At 71.4% G+C, this 14,408-nt stretch carries 13 protein-coding genes, 2 tRNA genes, 1 other RNA gene and 1 pseudogene; 6 read left to right on the top strand and 11 right to left on the bottom strand.

What is annotated here, in order from left to right; all coding sequences use genetic code 11:
* Positions 1–47: 47 nt before the first annotated feature.
* Both CRP55_RS54280 and ffs read right to left on the bottom strand, forming a co-directional pair.
* The gene (locus tag CRP55_RS54280; protein WP_097317501.1) at positions 48–3,764 is read right to left on the bottom strand and encodes a DNA polymerase III subunit gamma and tau; all 3,717 of its coding nucleotides are present in this window, start codon (positions 3,762–3,764) and stop codon (positions 48–50) included.
* Positions 3,765–3,860: 96 nt separating this feature from the next.
* An RNA gene (gene ffs, locus CRP55_RS00700) (signal recognition particle sRNA small type) lies at positions 3,861–3,955 on the bottom strand.
* An 81-nt stretch (positions 3,956–4,036) separates the two neighbouring features.
* On the opposite strand from ffs, the gene CRP55_RS00695 reads away from it, so the two are divergent.
* A tRNA-Ser gene (locus tag CRP55_RS00695) sits at positions 4,037–4,124 on the top strand.
* Between the two features lie 59 nt (positions 4,125–4,183).
* On the opposite strand, the gene CRP55_RS00690 is transcribed toward CRP55_RS00695, so the two are convergent.
* The 3 genes from CRP55_RS00690 to CRP55_RS00680 form a co-directional block, all read right to left on the bottom strand.
* Entirely contained in the window at positions 4,184–4,525 is a 342-nt protein-coding gene (locus CRP55_RS00690; protein WP_097317500.1) for an STAS domain-containing protein, read from the bottom strand.
* A 189-nt stretch (positions 4,526–4,714) separates the two neighbouring features.
* The gene (locus tag CRP55_RS00685) at positions 4,715–4,924 is read right to left on the bottom strand and encodes a hypothetical protein (protein ID WP_097317499.1); all 210 of its coding nucleotides are present in this window, start codon (positions 4,922–4,924) and stop codon (positions 4,715–4,717) included.
* Positions 4,925–5,285: 361 nt separating this feature from the next.
* Positions 5,286–5,375: transfer RNA gene (locus tag CRP55_RS00680), tRNA-Ser, on the bottom strand.
* Positions 5,376–5,490: 115 nt separating this feature from the next.
* Here CRP55_RS00680 and deoD point away from each other — a divergent pair.
* Positions 5,491–6,207, top strand: a complete 717-nt coding sequence (gene deoD / locus CRP55_RS00675) for a purine-nucleoside phosphorylase (RefSeq protein ID WP_097317498.1) — start codon at positions 5,491–5,493, stop codon at positions 6,205–6,207.
* Between the two features lie 35 nt (positions 6,208–6,242).
* Here deoD and CRP55_RS00670 read toward each other — a convergent pair whose 3' ends face one another.
* The 4 genes and pseudogenes from CRP55_RS00670 to CRP55_RS00655 form a co-directional block, all read right to left on the bottom strand.
* A complete protein-coding gene (locus tag CRP55_RS00670) occupies positions 6,243–6,683 on the bottom strand; it encodes a nucleoside deaminase (protein WP_097318645.1) in 441 nt (146 codons plus the stop codon).
* Between the two features lie 32 nt (positions 6,684–6,715).
* Positions 6,716–7,231 (bottom strand): tRNA adenosine deaminase-associated protein, encoded by a 516-nt coding sequence (locus tag CRP55_RS00665; RefSeq protein WP_097317497.1) that lies wholly within the window; start codon positions 7,229–7,231, stop codon positions 6,716–6,718.
* Positions 7,232–7,332: 101 nt separating this feature from the next.
* Entirely contained in the window at positions 7,333–7,500 is a 168-nt protein-coding gene (locus CRP55_RS52705; RefSeq protein ID WP_179854964.1) for a hypothetical protein, read from the bottom strand.
* A 150-nt stretch (positions 7,501–7,650) separates the two neighbouring features.
* Positions 7,651–7,968, bottom strand: a pseudogene (locus CRP55_RS00655) (hypothetical protein); the annotation flags it as partial.
* Between the two features lie 657 nt (positions 7,969–8,625).
* On the opposite strand from CRP55_RS00655, the gene CRP55_RS00650 reads away from it, so the two are divergent.
* A complete protein-coding gene (locus CRP55_RS00650) occupies positions 8,626–9,396 on the top strand; it encodes a M23 family metallopeptidase (protein WP_245922715.1) in 771 nt (256 codons plus the stop codon).
* A gap of 66 nt (positions 9,397–9,462) precedes the next feature.
* On the opposite strand, the gene CRP55_RS00645 is transcribed toward CRP55_RS00650, so the two are convergent.
* Complete coding sequence (locus CRP55_RS00645) at positions 9,463–10,614, bottom strand: outer membrane protein assembly factor BamB family protein (RefSeq protein WP_245922714.1); 1,152 nt, start codon at positions 10,612–10,614, stop codon at positions 9,463–9,465.
* Between the two features lie 101 nt (positions 10,615–10,715).
* Between CRP55_RS00645 and CRP55_RS00640 the strand changes: the two genes are divergently transcribed.
* Both CRP55_RS00640 and CRP55_RS00635 read left to right on the top strand, forming a co-directional pair.
* Complete coding sequence (locus tag CRP55_RS00640; protein WP_097317493.1) at positions 10,716–11,663, top strand: prephenate dehydrogenase; 948 nt, start codon at positions 10,716–10,718, stop codon at positions 11,661–11,663.
* A gap of 29 nt (positions 11,664–11,692) precedes the next feature.
* A complete protein-coding gene (locus CRP55_RS00635; RefSeq protein WP_097317492.1) occupies positions 11,693–12,262 on the top strand; it encodes a DinB family protein in 570 nt (189 codons plus the stop codon).
* On the opposite strand, the gene mtnA is transcribed toward CRP55_RS00635, so the two are convergent.
* Positions 12,240–13,193: an S-methyl-5-thioribose-1-phosphate isomerase gene (mtnA, locus tag CRP55_RS00630; RefSeq protein WP_097317491.1), complete on the bottom strand. Its 954-nt coding sequence runs from the start codon at positions 13,191–13,193 to the stop codon at positions 12,240–12,242. The two genes, CRP55_RS00635 and mtnA, sit on opposite strands and share 23 nt — an antisense overlap.
* Before the next feature lie 147 nt (positions 13,194–13,340).
* Between mtnA and CRP55_RS00625 the strand changes: the two genes are divergently transcribed.
* Positions 13,341–14,399, top strand: a complete 1,059-nt coding sequence (locus CRP55_RS00625) for a PHP domain-containing protein (protein ID WP_097317490.1) — start codon at positions 13,341–13,343, stop codon at positions 14,397–14,399.
* Positions 14,400–14,408 lie beyond the last annotated feature (9 nt).

Below are 14,408 nucleotides of genomic sequence, written 5' to 3'. Positions count from 1 at the left end.
CCCAGCGTAGCCGCCCCGTACCGAGGACCCCACGCGCCACAACGGTCTCAGCTCTCGCCGATCTTCTCGGCTCCCAGCGCCTCCTTGAGAAGGCGGAAAGCCATCTGCTCGCCGCTCTCCCGGGCGGTCTTCTCGTCGAGCACCTCGTCCAGCGGCTCGTCACCCGGGTCGAAGCCCTCGAAGTTGGGCGTGCCCGCACTCACCGCCTGCGGCGGCCCGTCGAACTCCGGGTCGTACGGGGCTTCCTCGGTAGGCGACCCGTCCGACCAGGCCTGCTTGACCGGCGCGGCCCGAGAGGCACCACCCCGGCCCGCCCCAGCCGCAGCGGCCCGAGCCGCGGCAAGCCCACTGCCGGCCCCACCAGCATTCCGACCCGCACGAGAGGCCGCAGCCGCCCCCGGCCCACCACCAGAGCCACCGGCACCGGCATCGGCCACGCCACGCCCCGACCCGCCATCGGCCACGGCCCGGTCGGCCCCAGCATCAGCCGCGGCCCGTCCGGCCCCAGCGTCAGCCACGCCCCGGCCGGCCCTCGCGGAGGGAGCCGACGCGGCAGCGGCCGCTGCCCGGGCAGCGCTAAGCCCACCACTGGCTTGTGTGGAAGCGCCGCCGCTCGGCCCACCGCCACCCGCTGCTGGCCCCGCGTCACGCGTATCGCCCGCCGACCACGTTTCCCCAGGAGCCGCGGCACCAGCCTCCACCGAGTGCGCCGAGGAGCTCGCTGAGCCCGGAACCACATCGGCCTGGCTCTTCACCGCCGGCCCGCCGGCCGCGAAGGCCGAACCCGCATCGACAGGACCCACGCTCGTGTCCACGGCGGCCGAACCGGCCGGTGCCGCCACCGAGCTCACGGCCACCGGAGCCGGATCCGCACGGTCAGCCGGGCTGCTGCTCCCCGTGGAGACGCCGATCGGGCTGACCTCAGGCCAGTCCTCGTCGTCATCGTCGACCGGAGCCGCCGCGGCCGAAGGAGAGGACGCCAGACCACCCGGCCTGACCGGCTCCGGCCAGTCGTCCCCGGCGGAAGCCCCAACCGGCACCGCACGGTCGCCACCGGAAAAAGCCCTGGCCGGCTCTCGTCGATCGCCGCCGGGGGAAGCCTCGACCGGCGCCGCCCGATCACCGGCGGAGGAAGCCCTCGCTGGCTCTGGCCGATCGCCGGCGGAGGAAGCCCTCGTCGGCTCTGGCCGATCGCCGGTGGAGGAAGTTCTGGCCGGCTCTGGCCAGTCGTCGTCGGATGAAGCGGGTGCGGGTGCCTCGCGGCGCCTGTTCTGGGGCTCGCGGGCGGCCGAGACGGGCTGGGTGGGCTGCGCGGCCCGCGGCGAGGCGGCAGCGGGACGCGAGGCCTGCTGGGCTTCGTTACGGGCCGGCGCCCGGCCACCTCGCGGCGCACCGCCCGTCGACGGGCCGGGCTGCACCGCGCCGCCCTCACCGGCGATCTCGCAGCGCACCTCCCACCGGCTGCCGAAGACCTCGTAGAGCGCGTTCGCGATCAGCGGCGCCCCCTGCGCGATCCGCTGCTGGAGAGACCCGGCCGCCACGGTGAGAAGAACGCTCTGCCCGTCGACCGACCGCACGGTGGCGTTGATCGCCGCCGCCCGGAGCACCTTGCCGCCCGGCTGCTTCTTCACCTCTTCGAGAATGTCGTGCCAGGCCTGCCGAATCTCCTCGGCCGTAGGCTGCCCCGGCCCGGCCGCCACGGCTTCGACCGCCGCCGCCCCCGGCTCCTCGGGCGCATCGGGCAACACCCCGGCCGGCTCCCCGTGGTGCTCAGCCCCATGGGCCGCCGCGCCCACCGAGTCGGCCCGAGCCGGAACCGGCTGCCCCTGAGCAGAGGCCGGCACGGAGGGCGCCGCCCCAGCCGCAGCCGGCCCAGCCGTCCCCGGCGCAGCTATCCCCGCCGCAGCCATCCCCGCCTGAACCGGAGCCGTTGCGGGCGCAGCCGTCGCGGGCGCAGCCGCAGCCGTTGCGGGCTCAATCGGAGGGGTCGCGGGCCGAGCCGCAGCCGTTGCCGGCCGAGCCGTAGTCGGCGCGGCCTGCGGCAACGTGGACCCGGGCCGGCCCACAGCCGCCCCAGACTCCGGCATATCCGGCTCGTCGTCCCACGGAGGCTCGTCGTCGTAGTGCTCCGCGTTCGCACCGCCGCCGTCGGCAACCTCGTTCCAATCCGGCTCGGCGGCCGCCGAGGAACCGGACAGCACCTGACCAGGCGCGGCCGAAGCAGACGCGGGCTGAGCTGACACCGGAGCGACCACGGCGGAAGCGGAAACCGCCGGCGCAGCGGAAACGGGAGAAGCCGTAGGCGCAGAGGACATGGAAGCAGCCGCAGGCGCGGTGGCTACGGGGGGAACGGCGGCCGCAGGGGTAGCCGGCACTGCTGGCGCCGGCGCCACCGGGGCCGCGGGCGCCGGGCGGCCGCCCGATGAGGTGGAACGGCGAGCTGCGGCCGCCTTCGCCGCGGCGCGGGCCGCCGACAACCCGCCGCCGGGGGCGGAAGCCGCGGGGGCTGCGCCGGCGTCCTGGTCCGGGGCGGGCGCGGCCGTCGGTAGGCTCGCTGGTGCTGTCGCGGGGGCGTCCTCGCCGCGTACGGCAAATGCGCCGCCCTGCGAAACCCGCTGCTCCATGCGCTCCAAACGCTGAAGCAGCGCGCCCGTCGAATCGTCGGCGCCGGGCAGCAGCATGCGGGCCGTGATCAGCTCGAGGAGGAGCCGGGGCGCTGTCGTGCCGCGCATCTCGACCAAGCCGTTGTGCACGATGTCGGCGCAGCGGGACAGTGTCGCCTGGCCCAGCCGGGCCGCCTGGGCGCTCATCGCCTCGAGCTGGTCGGACGGGCCGTCGATCAGGCCCTTGGACACCGCGTCGGGCACCTGCTGGAGCACGATCAGGTCGCGGAAGCGCTCGAGCAGGTCGGAGGCGAACCGGCGCGGGTCATGCCCCGCCTCGGCGACTCGGTCGATTGTCGAATAGGCCGCGGCGCCGTCGCCGGCCGCGATCGCGTCGCACATCTCGTCGAGCAGCGTGACGTCGGTGACGCCGAGCAGGGAGACCGCTCGCGAATAGGAGACGCCGTCGGGACCGGCGCCGGCGATCAGCTGGTCGAGCACGGACAGGGTGTCGCGCGCGCTGCCGCCGCCGGCCCGCACCACCAGCGGGAAGACCGCCGGCTCGACCGTGATGCCCTCGGCGTCGGTGAGCTGCTGGAGATAGGGCCGCAGCGTCGCCGGCGGGATCAGCCGGAACGGGTAGTGGTGGGTCCGGGAGCGGATCGTGCCGAGGACCTTTTCCGGCTCGGTGGTCGCGAAGATGAACTTCACGTACTCCGGCGGCTCCTCGACCAGCTTGAGCAGCGCGTTGAAGCCGGCCGACGAGACCATGTGGGCCTCGTCGATCACGTAGATCTTGTAGCGGCTGTTGGCCGGCGCGAAGAACGCCTTTTCCCTCAGCTCGCGGGCGTCGTCGACACCACCGTGGCTGGCCGCGTCGATCTCGATGACGTCGATCGACCCGGCGCCGTCGTTGGCGAGCGAACGGCACGACCCACAGACGCCGCACGGCTCGGGCGTGGGGCCCTGCTCACAGTTGAGCGAGCGGGCCAGGATGCGCGCGCTGGACGTCTTGCCACAGCCACGCGGCCCCGAGAACAGATAGGCGTGATGCAACCGCCCGCTGCGCAGGGCCTGCGACAGCGGCTCGGTGACGTGCTCCTGCCCGATGACTTCGGCGAACGTACGCGGCCGGTACTTGCGGTAAAGCGCGAGTGCCACTCCAGCCCCTCCTCAACGACCGCGCCATTGTCCGTCGGGGGTATGACAAGAACCAACTCTGTACCGCTGGGGTGGCCGGGGTCGCGCCCCGAAACGTAAAGGGCCCCCCGTGCACCCGTCAGAGCCCGCTTATCCTTGCTGCCTTCCGGCCCTGGGGAGGTTCACGAGATGCACGCCGCACGAGAGGCTTGCCGCTAGCGTACCCAACCCCGCCGGGCCGCGCGCCGGGGACCCGTGCGACGCCCCCGACGGGCATCTGTATTCTGGCGAACGGAGGATTCGCCTAGTGGCCTAGGGCGCACGCTTGGAAAGCGTGTTGGGGGAAACCCCTCACGAGTTCGAATCTCGTATCCTCCGCCAGGCAGCACGAAGGGGCTGGACTCATCAGAGTCCAGCCCCTTCGCCGTTGCCGGGCAAACTCAGAGCTGCGCGGCCGCGATGGCGTCGTCGACCTCGGGGAAGATGGCGAAGTAGCGGCTGAGGCCGACGGTCTCGAGCAGCTGGACGAGGAACGGGTTGGCGCCGGCGAAGCTGAGCCAGCCGCCGCGGGCCGAGATGACCTGTTTGCTGGTGATGAAGGCGCTCAACCCGACCGAGTCGCAGAACTTCAGGTCGGAGAGATCGACGACGATCTTGGGTACGGGACGCTCCAGCAGATCCGCGAGGATCCCGTGGAGCTGGCCGGCGGTATCCGCGTCGAGCTCGCCCTTGAGGTGGAGAACGGCGACGTCGCAACGGTGGTCGGTGACTGTGGCCTGCATGGGGATCGCTTTCTGGCGGTGATGGGCAACCCACGCTAGAAGCGATCAACTAATTGTCGTCGGACAAGCAGTGCGGGCGAACAAAGTATTCGAGCCGAGCCCCTCGGCAAAGGGACCCGGCTCGAATTCAAAAGATCGGCTGGCCGTGTGATGTCAAGCAGGGGCGGCACAGCCTCGGCTCCTGGCGCCTTACAGCTTGCGCCACTGCCAGCGTGGGCCACGCCACGCGTCGGCCAGGATCATGGCCGAAGCCCGACCCGGGCACTGCTGCACCTTCGACTTGCCGTCCGGGCCGCCCATCTGAGCTTCGACTTCCCAGAACTCGCCGTCGGTGCGCACGTAGACGTCTCGGCGGGCGAGCCGGACGTCACCATTCCACCAGTGATGCTCAACTCTCACGAGTCAAATCTAGGACAGTTCACAGGTATCGGCGCTGGGCAATCTTGTGAAACTTTCTCACCAGGTGGTTAAAAGCGCATTGTCTGATCCGGTAGTTTTCGGCTTAGTGACTTGCGCTACAGGCACCGTATTTGCGCCGTTCCCCCGTCATCACGGTGTGTCATCGCCACTGGTGGTGGCGGAGGCCCCTCAGGGCCGAAACGGCGTCGTTACGCGCACGATACCTGATCTTGGAAAAGCCTCCCGCGGGGGCCCTCACGCCGCGTACATGAAATTGATTCACCAGTACGCACCGTGACCGGCGCCGGGGAGCTCGGGACGCAAAAAACCCGGCGGCTCCGCAGGGGAGCCACCGGGTCAGTGGCGGTGGTGAAGGGATTTGAACCCTTGGAGGGCTTGCACCCTCACACGCTTTCGAGGCGTGCTCCTTAGGCCGCTCGGACACACCACCGGGAAGTACGTTACCCGACGCCGATCGAGGCCCGAAAGCGGGTTCCCCTTTGCCGAGCGGACCCCGCGCGACCTGGCATTATCCGAGGTATGAACGAGCGAGAAGAGACGCGCCGATGAGCGTGCACATCGGCGGGCAGCCGGGCGACATCGCCGAGCGGGTCCTGCTCCCCGGCGACCCGATGCGAGCGAAGTGGATCGCCGAGACGTTCCTGCAGGACGCCAAGTGCTACACCCAGGTCCGCGGCATGCTCGGCTTCACCGGCACCTATCAGGGCGTCCGCGTGTCCGTGCAGGGTTCCGGCATGGGCATGCCGTCGGCGTCGATCTACACCCACGAGCTGATCAACGAGTACGGGGTCAAGTCCGTCATCCGCATCGGCTCCTGCGGCGCCCTGGCGCCGGACCTCCAGCTGGGCGACGTGATCGCGGCGATCGGCTCGGCCACCGACTCCAACATGAACAGGTCCCGTTTCGACGGCCTCATCGACTACGCGCCGGTGGCCGATTTCGGCCTGCTGCGCACCGCGGTCGAGGTCGCCGAGCGCCAGGGGACCCCGATCCGCGTCGGCCCGATCCTGGCCGCCGACGCGTTCTACACCGACCGCCCGGACCTTTACGACGCGCTCGCCGACTACGGCGTCCTCGCCGTCGAGATGGAATCCGCCGCGATCTACACCATCGCCGCCCGTTACGGCGCCAAGGCCCTGACCATCCTCACCGTCAGCGATCACATCAAGACGGGCGCCAAGATGGACTCGGCCCAGCGCGAGCAGGGCTTCGGCGACATGGTCAAAATCGGTCTCGAGACCGCGATCACCGGCGTCGCCTGATCTGAGTGCCGCGGCATCGGGCGATGCCGCGGCTTTCAGCTGTACGTCTGATCGGCGCCCCGCCCGAAGAAGCCGCGCAGCAGTGCGGCGCACTCGTCCTCGAGCACCCCGGCGTAGACCTCGGGCCGGTGGTTGAGCCGGCGGTCACGCACCACGTCCCACAGCGAGCCGACCGCGCCCGTCTTCGGCTCCCAGGCTCCGAAGACCAGCGTGGACACCCGCGCCAGGACCAGCGCGCCGGCGCACATCGTGCACGGTTCCAGCGTCACCACCAGCGTGCAGCCGCTGAGCCGCCAGCTGCCCGTCCGCTCGGCCGCCCGGCGCAGGGCCAGGACTTCGGCGTGCGCGGTCGGGTCGCCGGTGGCCTCCCGCTCATTGGCGCCGGTGGCCAACTCCGTACCGTCGGCGTCGAAGATCACCGCACCGACCGGGATGTCATCGCCGGTGGTGGCCGCCACCTCGAGCGCGCGCCGCATCCACGACGCGTGCCGGGGGGAGATCGCCAGGCTCACGCCTCGCGCAGCTCTTCCATCTCGTCGCCGCAGCCGATCCGCTGGCAGAGCTCGGCGGTCACGTCGGACGGCAGCATGCCTTCCATGCCGCAGAGCGTGAGCAGCCGGTGCGAGCTGACGCCGAGGTCGTTGAGCAGATCAGCGTCACCGACCGGGTCGGCGTCGGGATCGGCGGCCGGCTTGTCGTCCTCGTCGTCGTCACCGGCGGCCAGGTCGTCGATCTCCAGTGCCGGCGGCGTGTCGATCTCGCCGAGGAGCACCGAGCCGATCCGCGACTCGTCCACGAACGCCGAGTCGGAGCCGAAGACCCGCAGGTCCTCACCCTCGTCGAGGCGCAGGACGGCGAGATATTGGTCGTCGCTCTCGACGAAGAGCAACGTCAGGTCGGCGTCCGGCTCCACATCACGCAGCGCGTCGACCACCTCGTCGATGTCGGCCAGACCGGTCAGGTCCAGCTCGGACGCCGTCCACCCGTTCTTGCCCCGAGCTACGGCGGCAGCGAATGTCGACAAGTTTCCCCCCACGCGACTTTTGTCTTCAGCGAGTGACGGTAGCGGGAAGAACGGCAGGTGCGGCGCGCCACGCCTTGCGGCGGCCGAAGTCGGGTCAAACGTCAGTTCACCAGGCGACGACGCATGGCGATGAGCTCCCGCAGACGCGCCCGGCGCAGCCTTTGCGGCTGGGTGCTCTCCCGGGCCGATTTCGCACTCGCGAGGGCTGCCAGCAACTCGAGACGACGGCGGCGCCGTTCGGGGTCGAGCCGGGGCGGTGAGGGGGCCATGAAGCCGAGATTCGCCGACCACAAACCGTTCGTCAAGGCCAAGTGCGCACCGCAACCACGAAGGCACATCCGGTCGCCGACAAGCCGGTCAAGATCGGACAAAATCAGCCCTCGCCGATGTAGCCAAGACCACACCACAAGCCTCGGCGGTCACCACAGGGGCCAGTCCTCGGTGGTGATCCAACGGCCACCGACGAAGGCCAGGGCGATCGACAGCCCAAGACCGGACGCGAGGGCCACCCCGACGGCGACGCCCCGGTCACCGAGATAGGTCAGGACTAAGGCGACGGCCCAGGCGCTGACCCCGGCCACGATCGTCCACCAGGCATAGCTAGCCAGGTCGCGGCCGAGCGTGCCGAAGAGCACCATCCACACCGCCGCCGCCCCGAGCCCGGCCAGCAGCGGCCCGGCGTTGACCGGATGCGGCTCACGGAAGGTGGGCCGGGACGGCCCCGGAAAGAGGCCAGACCCGCGAACATGGGCCTGCGGCCCAGCCGGCGGGCGTTCGACATGCGAGCCGGTCGGCTGGTGAGCGGGATATGGACCGGCCTGCGCGCCATAGGGAGCCGAGGCATAGGGCCCGGCCGCAGAAGCACCGAAGGGCCCGCCGGGCGGCGGCCCGGCATAGGCAGGCGAGGGCCCGACCGGCTGAAATGCGGCATGCGGCGCCCCGGATGACGACGCGGGATATGCCAGAGCCGCGTGCGGCGGACCCGAGGAAGGCGCGGGATACGGCGGACCCGCATGCGGCGGACCGGACGACGGCATGAGGTGAGGCCCGACGGGATGCGCCGGGTTCGGCGCGTCGGGCAGTGGCCCGGACGACGGCACAAAATCTGGCGCCACGGGGTGCGACGGCTCCGGCGGCAGGGCTGAGGGCTCGGACGCCGGGGCGGGGGGCTCGGACGGGCCTGAGGGATCAGGGGGCGTGGCGGGGTGCCGGGGGTCGTTCGGGTCGGTCACCGTTCACCTCCAGCGTGGGCGCATCGCCGCCGGAGGCGAGGGTGCGCCGTCCGGTGAATGCCAGCCTATCCACCCCGGGCGGGCCGAGCGGGTTATCCACAGGCGGCTCCGTCGTCCACAGGCTGGTCGGCAGGACTGGGGCACTTCTGCCAGGATGGCCCGGTGCCTTTGTTCCGTGCCCTCTCCGGTTTGACCGTCCTGGCCGTCTGCCTGGCCGGCTGCGGCAGCGTGACCGGCTCACCGCCGGCGACCGCGACCCCGCAGTTCATCGAGCCCGAGGTGACGGCCAGCGCGAGTGCCGCCGCCGCTGCCCCGACCGCTGCTGACCCGACCGCCGCTGCCCCGCCCACGCCGGCCGCGCCCAGTTCGGGGGCAGCCGCCACCAGCGCCGCACCGGCGACCACGGCCGCCGGGGCTCCCAAGACGGTGAAATACGTCTTTCCGGTCAAGGCGTCGAATGTCGACTACCACCCGACCCACTCGAAATATCCGGCGACCGACATCTTCGCCGACTGCGGTGAGCCGGTGGTCGCCACGACCAGCGGCGTCGTTCTGGAGATCAGTCTCAAGGATGTGTACGTCAAGGGGTCGCCGGACGGGCCCAACAACGGCGGCCTGTCGGTGTCGCTGCTCGGTGACGACGGCGTGCGCTATTACGGGTCGCACCTGAGCAAGGTCCAGAGCGGCATCACCAAGGGCGTCCGGGTCACCGCCGGCCAACTGCTCGGCAAGGTCGGCCACACCGGCAACGCCAACGGCGTCTGCCACCTGCACTACGGCATCTCGCCGCCGTGCGCCAAGGTCGGCGACTGGAAGGTCCGCCGCGGTGTCATCTGGCCGGCCACCTTCCTCGACTCCTGGCGCAAGAAGGGCCAGAAGAGCCCGGTCGCGACCGTCGCCGCCTGGAACCGCTCGCACAACTGCAAGGCGTGAAAGGCACGAGGCCGCACCCTCGCCCGAAGGATGCGGCCCCGTGTTGCCGGGAGAAAAGTCGGTGAACTAGCTGAACTGGGCGAAGCGCTTCTGCTGGCGACCCTCGACGGTGGTGAAGGCGCCGCCCATGGCGATCGTCTTCAGGCGGGGGTTGGCCGCCAGGGCCAGCACGCCCTCGACGCCGTTGGCGTCGGCCGTCCAGTCGAGCAGGTGGCCGTCGGCGGCGGACAGGGCGGCCAGCTTCACCCGGTTGTCGGCGCCGTCCACGCAGGTGCCCTGAGCTCCTGTCCGGGCCGTGCTGCAGGCCCGGTCGAAGTGGCCGCCGGCGTACACCGTGTCACCCAGCACCGTCACCGCCTGGGCGTCGCCGTCGAAGGTCGCCGACCAGCGCAGCGCCCCGGCCGGCGTGTACGAGCTGATCCGGCCGCCCTGGCCGCCGTGCGCTGAGTAGACCGTGTCGGTGGTGACCGCCAGGGCGTACGTGATGACCGGTGGTTTGGGCTTGAAGGTCGTGACCAGCGCGGCCGACGCCGGGTCGAGGGCGGCCAGCCGGTCGTAGCCGGGAACGCTGTTGACCCGGTGGAACTTGCCGCCGACGTACACCCGGCCGCCGCCCGCCGCGATCGTCTCCACCTGGTCGTCCGCCGTGGGCAGCCAGCGCTTGTCGAGGGCTCCGGTGCTCAGGTTGAAGGCGGCGAGCCGCCCGCGGGCCTGCCCGTCCACCGCGGTGATCGTTCCGCCCAGGTAGAGGCGGCCGTGCGCGGCGAACGCGGCCAGCGGCTTACCGCTGATCGTGTGCTTGAAGGTGCTGTGCAGGGCGCCGGTCGTCACGTCGAGCCGGGCCAGGCTGTCGCGTTTCACGCCGTCGATCGCGGCGAAGTCGCCCGCCACGTAGATCGACTGGCCGCTGACGACGAGGGCTTTCACCCGGCCGTCGGCGGTCGGCGACCACGGCAGCAGGGTTCCTTTGCGCGCGTCGATCGCGGCCAGGCGGCCCCGGGCGACCGGTTTGCCGTTGACGATCGCGGCCGTGAAGTCGCCGCCCACGTAGACGATGTTGCCGGAGTACGCGACGGCCAGGACCGTGCCATTGAAGCTGGGCATGGCGTCGGAGCCCTGAGCAAAGGCCGGCGCCGCCAGAAAGGCGAAAGCCGACGCCGCCAGAGACAGAAGGACGGCGGTGAAGACCGTCATGAGCGTTTTCCCCCGGTAAGTCACGGGATAACCGTATGGCGGCGATAACCGGCACAGGAGACGCAAAACGGACGAAACTCGTAGGGCCGAACGGATGATCAACGGGTTGTGCGAGGGTTCTGGGCGTGAACGTGACAGTCATAGGACTCGGGCTCATCGGCGGTTCGGTGCTCCGGGCGCTGGACGCCTCCGGCCACCAGGTGACCGGCTACGACGCCGATCCGGAGGCCCGGGAGGCGGCCACCGCCGAGGGCTTCATTACGACCGCGTCGGTCGCCGGGGCCGTCGAGGGCCGGGATCTCGTCGTTCTGGCCGTGCCGCTGCCCGTTCTCCCGGAGATCATCGACGGGCTGACGGACTTCCCCGGCCTGATCACCGACGTCACCTCGGTCAAGGGCCCCGTCCGCGACCTGGCCCGGCGCCTCCCCCGCTTCGTCGGCGGCCATCCCATGGCCGGCAAGGAGACCTCCGGCTTCGCCGCCTCCGAGGCCACCCTGTTCACCAACTGCTCCTGGGTGCTCTGCCTCGAGCCCGGCGAGACCTCCCTCGACGACTGGCGCACCCTCGCCACGCTCTACACCGAGCTCACCGCCCGCGTCATCCCGATCACCGCCGAGGAGCACGATCGGGCGGTCGCCCAGGTGAGCCACGTCCCGCATCTGTTCGCCACCGCCCTCGCCGGTCAGCTGCGTGACAATCCCCTGGCCGGGACGCTCGCCGCCGGCTCCTTCCGCGACGGCACCCGGGTCGCCGCCACGCGCGCCGAACTGATCGCCGCCATGTGTGGCGGCAACGCCTCCGCGGTCGGCGCCGAGCTGGATCGGCTGATTTCCGAGCTTCAGGGTGTACGGGGTCTGCTCGACGCCCCCGATCCGGTCGCGGCCCTCGTTCCGGCGCTCCGCCCCGCCGTCGACCTGCGCCGGGCCTGGCCCTCCGAGGCCGGCGGCGTGGTCGAGCTGCCCCTCGACGCCGGGCCGTTGCTCGAGCTCGGCCGCGCCGGCGGCTGGGTGGCCGCGGTCAATGACACGACAGTCGAGGCGATCCGGCCGGAATCTGACCGCAATTGCCCATAGGTTGCTCTCAACCCCGAGAGGAGCACGTCATGCCAGGTCAGGTCGGTGCCATCGAGAACGAGCAACAGGGCCTTCTCGCCTATCTCGCGCAGATGCGGTACGTGCTGCGGCTGACCGCGTACGGGCTCACCGGCGAGCAGCTGCGCGCGACACCCTCGGCCAGCCAGCTCAGCGTCGGCGGCCTCATCAAGCACTGCGCCTCCACCGAGGAGAACTGGATCAGCACGGTGCGCGGCGAGAAGCAGGAGCTTGATTATCAGGCGTACGCCGACAACTTCCGCCTTCGCGACGACGAGTCGATCGACGACGTCCTCGCCCGGTACGACCGGATCGCCGTACGGACGGAAAAGACCGTGACCGAGCTCGCCGACCTCGACCACCCGGTCCCGATCGACCACTCCGTGCCGTGGAACCCCAAGGACCTGACCCATTGGACGCTGCGCTGGGTGCTGCTGCACCTCATCCAGGAGACCGCGCGGCACACCGGCCACGCCGACATCATCCGTGAGTCGGTCGACGGCGCCACGGCCTATCCGCTGATGGCGGCGGCCGAGGGCTGGCCCGAGACCGACTGGCTCAAGCCGTGGCGGAAGGCCTGATCACCCGCTGATCGGTCACGATCGCGGTGACCAGGTCGTACGGGGTCACGTCGAACGCCGGGTTCACCGCCTCGGCCCACGGCGTGACCTCGGCCGATCCCCGGTCCTCGATCGGCACGTCGAGGCCGGTCGCGGTGTCCGGGTCGACCGTCGACTCGGGCGCGACCACCACGAACGGCAGGCCGGCGCGGCGGGCGCCGAGCGCGTGCGCGTAGGTGCCGACCTTGTTGATCACGTCGCCGTTGGCGCAGATCCGGTCGGCGCCGACGATCACCGCGTCGACCTCGCCCCGGGCCATCAGGAACGGGCCGGCCGAGTCGACCGCCACCCGGTGCTCGATGCCCCACTGCGACAGCTCCCACGAGGTGAGCCGGGCGCCCTGCAGCAGCGGCCGGGTCTCGCTGGCGACGACCCCGGCCAGGTGGCCGCGCTGGTGCAGCTCGTGCACCACGCCGAGCGCGGTGCCGAGGGTGACCGCGGCCAGCCCGCCGGTGTTGCAATGGGTCAGCAGCCGCGGCCGTGCGCCGCAGAGCTCGACGAGCAGGTCGGCGCCGCGGGCCGCCATGGCCGACGAGGCCGCGATCTCCTCGTCGCGCACGGCGCACGCCTCGGCCAGCACGGCGTCGAACGAGGGCAGCCGCCGCGCCGCCCGCCGCGCTCCGCGGGCCAGGTTCACCGCGGTCGGCCGGGCACCGGACACGCGCTCGACCGCGATCTCCAGCGCCGCCGGGTCGTCCGCGTGCACCTTGGCCGCCAGCGCCACCCCGAAGGCCCCGGCCACGCCGAGCGCCGGGGCACCCCGCACGGCCAGCGACTGAATGGCCGCGACCAGCTCACCGACCGTGTGCAGCCGGAGGATCCGCAGCTCACCCGGCAGCGCCGTCTGATCGATGATCTCGATGGCACCGTCAACCCAGTCGATCGTCCGCATGACGGCGATGCTAGCCAGCGGGCCGCGCGCCGGCGGTCCGGCCGGCGCCGATGGGCCGCCTCGACACGCCGGGCTCACCGGACGGCGGTCGCCCGTTCGCCCTGTCGCGGCCCGCGTGGCCGCCCGGACCGCCCTAAGCTGGGCGGCATGTCTTCCCGTGATCCGGTGGCCGACCTGCGGCGCATCGCCTTCCTGCTGGAGCGCGCGAACGAGGCGACCTATCGGGTGAAGGCGTTCCGCTCGGCCGCCGCGACCGTGGCCGCGCTGCCCGCCGACGAGCTGGCCGAGCGGGCCGCCGCCGGCACGCTGGCCAAGCTCTCCGGGGTCGGTGACGTCACCGCCCGCTGCATCGCCGAGTCGCTGGCCGGCGAGGAGCCGGTCTATCTGCGCCGGCTACAGACCACCGAGGGCACGGACCTGCAGGGCGCCGCCTTGAAGATGCGTGAGGCCCTGCGCGGCGACTGCCACTCACACTCGGACTGGTCCGACGGCGGCTCACCGATCGAGGAGATGGCGCTGGCCGCCGTCGAGCTGGGCCACGAATATCTGGTGCTGACCGACCACTCGCCCCGGCTGACCGTGGCCCGCGGCCTGCCGCCGGCCCGGCTGCGCCGCCAGCTCGACCACGTGGCCAAGCTCAACGACGCGCTGCCCGAGGGCTTCCGCATCCTCACCGGCATCGAGGTCGACATCCTCGACGACGGCTCGCTCGACCAGGAGGACGCGCTGCTGGCCCGGCTCGACGTGGTGGTCGGCTCGGTGCACAGCAAGCTGCGCGACGAGTCGCCCCGGATGACCCGGCGCATGGTCAAGGCGCTGGCCAACCCGCACCTGGACATCCTCGGCCACATGACCGGCCGCAAGGTGGCCGCGGCGGGCGGCGGCGACAAGGGGCACCGGGCCGGGCACACCCGGCCGCCCAGCACGTTCGACCTGGACAAGGTCATCGAGGCCTGCGTGGAGCACGGCAAAGCGATCGAGATCAATTCGAGACCGGATCGGCTCGATCCGCCGAAGCGCATGCTGACCGTGGCGGTCGAGGCCGGCTGCCTGTTCACCATCGACACCGACGCGCACGCGCCGGGCCAGCTCGACTGGCTGCGCTTCGGCTGCGAGCGGGCCGCGCTCTGCGGCGTACCGGAGGACCGGGTCGTGAACACCTGGGAGATGGAACGCCTCCTCGAGTGGACCGCGAGCCACGCCTAGAGTCCCGTA

This window comes from Paractinoplanes atraurantiacus, from assembly GCF_900215205.1.
Lineage (GTDB): Bacteria > Actinomycetota > Actinomycetes > Mycobacteriales > Micromonosporaceae > Actinoplanes > Actinoplanes atraurantiacus.
Note: the sequence above shows the minus strand (reverse complement) of the source record. Positions and strands in the feature narration are given on the sequence as shown.

What these genes read in the sequence shown, in the direction of transcription:
- CRP55_RS00690 (WP_097317500.1), bottom strand. Translation starts at nt 4,525, where the DNA reads ATGCAGGCCACAGTCACCGACCACCGTTGCGACGTCGCCGTTCTCCAC.
- CRP55_RS00625 (WP_097317490.1), top strand. Translation starts at nt 13,341, where the DNA reads ATGTCTTCCCGTGATCCGGTGGCCGACCTGCGGCGCATCGCCTTCCTG.
- deoD (WP_097317498.1), top strand. Translation starts at nt 5,491, where the DNA reads ATGAGCGTGCACATCGGCGGGCAGCCGGGCGACATCGCCGAGCGGGTC.
- mtnA (WP_097317491.1), bottom strand. Translation starts at nt 13,193, where the DNA reads ATGCGGACGATCGACTGGGTTGACGGTGCCATCGAGATCATCGATCAG.
- CRP55_RS00670 (WP_097318645.1), bottom strand. Translation starts at nt 6,683, where the DNA reads ATGCGGCGCGCGCTCGAGGTGGCGGCCACCACCGGCGATGACATCCCG.
- CRP55_RS52705 (WP_179854964.1), bottom strand. Translation starts at nt 7,500, where the DNA reads ATGGCCCCCTCACCGCCCCGGCTCGACCCCGAACGGCGCCGCCGTCGT.
- CRP55_RS00635 (WP_097317492.1), top strand. Translation starts at nt 11,693, where the DNA reads ATGCCAGGTCAGGTCGGTGCCATCGAGAACGAGCAACAGGGCCTTCTC.